This window comes from Nostoc parmelioides FACHB-3921, assembly GCF_014696625.1.
GTDB lineage: Bacteria > Cyanobacteriota > Cyanobacteriia > Cyanobacteriales > Nostocaceae > Trichormus > Trichormus parmelioides.
Map to the genome: position 1 here is coordinate 1 of NZ_JACJQL010000151.1, position 4606 is coordinate 4606.

General features: G+C 44.2%; 4 protein-coding genes. All 4 read right to left on the bottom strand.

Going from position 1 to position 4606, the window contains the following annotated elements:
* Positions 1-77: 77 nt before the first annotated feature.
* A complete protein-coding gene (locus H6G14_RS32870) occupies positions 78-1814 on the bottom strand; it encodes a UvrD-helicase domain-containing protein (RefSeq protein WP_190573151.1) in 1737 nt (578 codons plus the stop codon).
* 81 nt (positions 1815-1895) lie between these two features.
* Complete coding sequence (locus H6G14_RS32875; protein WP_190573156.1) at positions 1896-2969, bottom strand: ParB/RepB/Spo0J family partition protein; 1074 nt, start codon at positions 2967-2969, stop codon at positions 1896-1898.
* Positions 2969-3739, bottom strand: coding sequence for an AAA family ATPase (locus H6G14_RS32880; RefSeq protein WP_190573152.1), 771 nt, complete (start codon positions 3737-3739; stop codon positions 2969-2971). Before H6G14_RS32880 ends, H6G14_RS32875 begins: the two co-directional genes overlap by 1 nt.
* Before the next feature lie 220 nt (positions 3740-3959).
* Positions 3960-4606: tetratricopeptide repeat-containing protein (locus H6G14_RS32885; protein WP_190573154.1), on the bottom strand; the 647-nt coding region annotated here is incomplete at its 5' end.

Here is a 4606-nt window from a genome sequence, read left to right on the forward strand (position 1 = left end):
TGGAAAAATAAATTTTCTACTTTCACTATTTTTGCGAAGTATAAAATGGATATCTGCTTCGTGAAGCATAATGTGAGCTAAAAGCTCATTTTTTCATTCAAGTCACAGACCTCTCCTCTGCGGTTAATGAGGTTAGTAAGTTGTTCCTCTAATAAATCTAGCTGCTGTTGTGTGTTATCAAGACTATTCTGTTGTTGCTGCCAAGATGATGCTTCTGCTAAAAGCTGATTAACATTCTCCTGGGCTGTTATGAGAGATTCAGTTGTCAGTGGCATTTCAAAGGGGAATGGAGTAGCCAGCGTTGCCAGTACAGGCATTTCTATTTGTTTATGCAGGCGTTTGAGGACATGACGAGGGCTGGTTTTAGTTATCGACTGCCACAATCGTCTAATCCTCTGCAAAATCTGGGCAACCCAGTTGACGTTTCTACTAGATGGTTCCCTGTAACCTTTAGCCGATAAAGAACGCCTAGCACTGTCAAGATGTTGCCCTATCTGCTGGTAAGCTTCTAGTGGAAACCTAGAGTAGTCGCGTGAGGATTCTAATGATGATCGCTGAATAACAGAAGTCTTTATCGCCGACTCAAACCATCGTATCTCCTGGCATAGCTCCTCTAATAGTTGTTCATCAACTCTTTTCTGCTGAAGCTCATCTTCGTCTTGTTTTTTATGAAATTCTATTTGCTGGACACCCGCTAACAATTGCTGCTTTGCTGACTCCCATTCATCGTAATTAAATGTTTCTTTGGCTAACCAGTCGAGTGCAGCTTGCAAACTAGGTAACACTTGGCTCTCTACTAAATCCCTTGACCCTCCTGATAAGTAGAAACGCTCAGAGTTCAAGTTGCTGGCTAAGATTTTCTCAACGTTCTTTACAGCAAATTTGTTAGTGCTTGTTACCACAGTTAAGTTACTTCTATCTTTGCCAGTTGAGGCTAATTCCACTGCTCGATGTACCACCTGCTGGGCTATCTTATGCAGCAACAGTGTGGTCTTGCCATTCCCCGGTGGGCCAATCACAGCAGTAGCAGGATTTGAGTGTGAATGTTTGAGGGCAATTGCTTGATAATCATCGGGAAGCGAATTAGGAAAACCACCTAAAAATAACACTTCATGCTGAGGTTCTTTAGGTTGCCCAAACAGATATTCATAAGCTGGATGTCCTGGTTTCGCCCAGGAAAAATAATTCTGTTCGCTGATTTTTTGAAAATCTTTTTTGAGGTTGTAATTGAAAGGAGCGTATTCAAAATCCAATAAATAAGGGAGGAGTTTTGACCGCACAGGCGACGGCGGTAATTCAATCAGTCCCATAAAATCTTGTAGTGTTTTAAAGGGACGATTGAAAGTAGTTTCGAGAAAAACTTTCAATCCTTCCCTTGTCACCAGGGACTCAGCCGCTTCTTCCTCTAGCCCGTACCACTGCATTAAATTGGGAATAACAGGCTGAAACTCGTACTGTGTTAAATCCCATCCGCCAGTGCGATAGTTACCCTCAAAGATAGGAGAAACGTTGATGGTGAACAACGGGCGAAATTGACGGCGATTGCTTTCAATTTCAAAAATCTGAGGGAAAGCTACAGCAATTGATGGTAATTCTGTTTGGACTTTGTTCTTGGAATTTTTAAAATTTTGCTTGATGCTTTTAAATAAAGACTCGTCTATTAATAATTTATCCCCTACCAAATTTACGAGAGAATCCCAGATGTTAGGATGTTCCGACTCGTCAGCTTCTACTTTGGCATTACTCAAATTTTCGATGTGGATGTAATCTAACCAAGCCTTGAGTAATTGTCGAATCCGCGAAGCTTCCGCCATCCCTGTTTCTCCAAAGCATCTGAGTTAAATCACAGATTTTTCAACTCTAACCGTAGAGATTACCTGATAATCCTCTCCAAGTCACTCATCCCCTAGTAAGGCTTCTAGCTTGTTTATCAGGTTTTCTATCTGCTTTTGCTTTCGTGGTTCTTTCCATAGCTGACGCTTTTTAATGCGCTGGGTAATGTCTTTGAGTCGTTCTGGTATTTGGTTAGGTGTTTTGGATGAGGTCGATGGTTCATCTGGAGTGTTGGCAATGATTTGTTCTTTGATCTGGCTTAAAGACCAATTGGACGCGATCGCCTCTGACAAGAGTTTTTTTCGCACTTCCTCATCTTTTACCCGTGCCAATGCTTGGGCTTTGGTGTATTCCAGTTTGCCTTCCCGCAGTGCCATTAAAATGTCTTCGGGCAGATTGAGCAAAGGTAAGCGTGTGGTAATGAACGATAGCCAACCCATGAGTCCCAAACTCTCAAATACCTGTTGTACCGTGTTTGATTGTTCTTCATCTGGGTTAGGAAAAACGTTTTTACTAGATTCCGTTTCATCGGCTAAATGGTCAGAAACGTTGTCCTCAGATGGCGGATTATCTGGGTTAGGAAAAACGTTTTTACTAGATTCATTTAATGAGGATTTTGACGGCTGTTCCCCCTTAGCGTGAGCGTTTTTCATTCGATACAGCAAGGATTTCACAGCTTCCACATCGCAACGCAGCCGGATTGCTAACAGGTGCAAGATACCTTCAGTTTCTTCAACTGGGTTCAGGTCTTCTCGTTGTAGGTTTTCAATTAAAGCCAACTGAAAAGCTTGGTCATCTGATAGCTCACGGACAACCACTGGTACAGTTTCAAGCAAAGCTCCCTGCCCTGCCCGATAACGTCTTTCTCCAGCTACTAATTCGTATTTCCCCCCGCCTAACGGACGCACTAACAGAGGTTGGAGGATGCCATGCTGTTTAACTGACTCTACTAATTCTTTTAAGGCTTGTGGGTCAAAATACCGTCTGGGTTGGTGTGCGGGTAGAACTATATCTTCCAGCTTGATAGTAGTTTCCGTTGCGCCTGCCGTATCTCCCTCTGCTGAGGATAACCAAGGTGCTGGGGGTGGTGTGGTAATTTGTCCTGCAAAGGTTTTTTTAGTTTGCTTACGTTGGATCACAAAGCCTCCAAAGCTAGAGCGATTTCTTCAAGGATAGCCACCACAGAATGTTTAGGATCAAACACTGCCAGGGGCGCACGTTCTTCTGTGGCATCGACAAAAGCGGTAGCTCTGGGGATGGGTGGAAAAATCCGACCCCAAGCTGAAAGCTGTTCTTGGATGGCTGCTAAGGCTCGTTTATCGGCTGAGTTCTGGTGAGCGTACCGCGTGGGAACAAACCCGGCTATTTGGATTTTCCGGTTGGCTTTATTTTTTACGTGGGTGATAGTTTGTAACAGTTCGTCTGTTCCCTCGAAGGCTTTGAGATGGGTTTCCACAGGAACGAGTACGTGTGTGGCTGCGACTAACGAGATGTAAGACAGTAATCCTAAACTGGGCGGACAATCTATCAGGATGAAGTCGTATTCATCCAGAATAGGTTCAATGGCTTCCTTGAGGCGTAAGTCGCGCATGGCAGCACTGACTAACTGCATTTCTGCCCCACTCAAAACTCTGCTTGCAGGAGCCAAATCCATACCGTGAATGCCCTCATGAATCGGTAAGGGCTGCTCGTTGATAATGGCATCTGCAACAGTTTTTTGTAACTGAGATGGTACTAGCCCCATGAATTTGGTCAATGAGGCTTGGGGGTCTATGTCGATTAGGAGAACGCGGTGTTCTCGCTTTGCTAGGTGGTATCCCAGGTTTTGGGTCAGTGTCGATTTGGCGACACCACCCGCCTGATTAAACAGGGCAATAATGCGGCATTGCTTGTCAGTAGTTGACACTGGCTTTTGTTCCTAGAAGATACGTTAACGTAGGGTCAACCGACTCGGTTTTAGTTTACAGTTTACGTGGATTAGATGAAAAAAGTTTATTTTTTAGATAGAAATTCCGGCAGTTTTTATATAACTTCACCGTATGTAAATTTAACGGTGACACTATTATTAATGAACTTTGAACTATACTAGCGTGTCGCTTTAAACCGGGACTTGTTTAACTCAATACCTATTTACCTTGGTCACGGTATAGTTCTGCCAAACCGTTGAGGCTTTCTGCGACATCGGGATGTTCTTCACCCAAGAGTTTGCGCCGCATTGCCAAAGCTTGGCTGTACAAGGTTTCGGCTTCGCTGTATTTGCCTTGGTCGCGGTATAGTTCTGCCAAACCGTTGAGGCTTTCTGCGACATCGGGATGTTCTTCACCCAAGAGTTTGCGCTGCATTGCCAAAGCTTGGCTGTACAAGGTTTCGGCTTCACTGTATTTGCCTTGGTCGCGGTATAGTCCTGCCAAAAAGTTGAGGCTTTGTGCGATATCGGAATGTTCTTCACCCAAGAGTTTGCGCCGCATTGCCAAAGCTTCGATAACCAAAGGTTCGGCTTCGCTGTATCTGCTTTGGCAATAGTATAAATATGCTAAAAAGTTGAGGCTTTGTGCGACATCGGAATGTTCTTCACCCAAGAGTTTGCGCCGCATTGCCAAAGCTTCGATAACCAAAGGTTCGGCTTCGCTGTATCTGCTTTGGCAATAGTATAAATATGCCAAACCGTTGAGGCTTTGTGCGACATCGGAATGTTCTTCACCCAAAAGTTTGCGCCGCATTGCCAAAGCTTCGATAAACAAAGGTTCGGCTTCGCTGTATTTGCCTTGGTCGC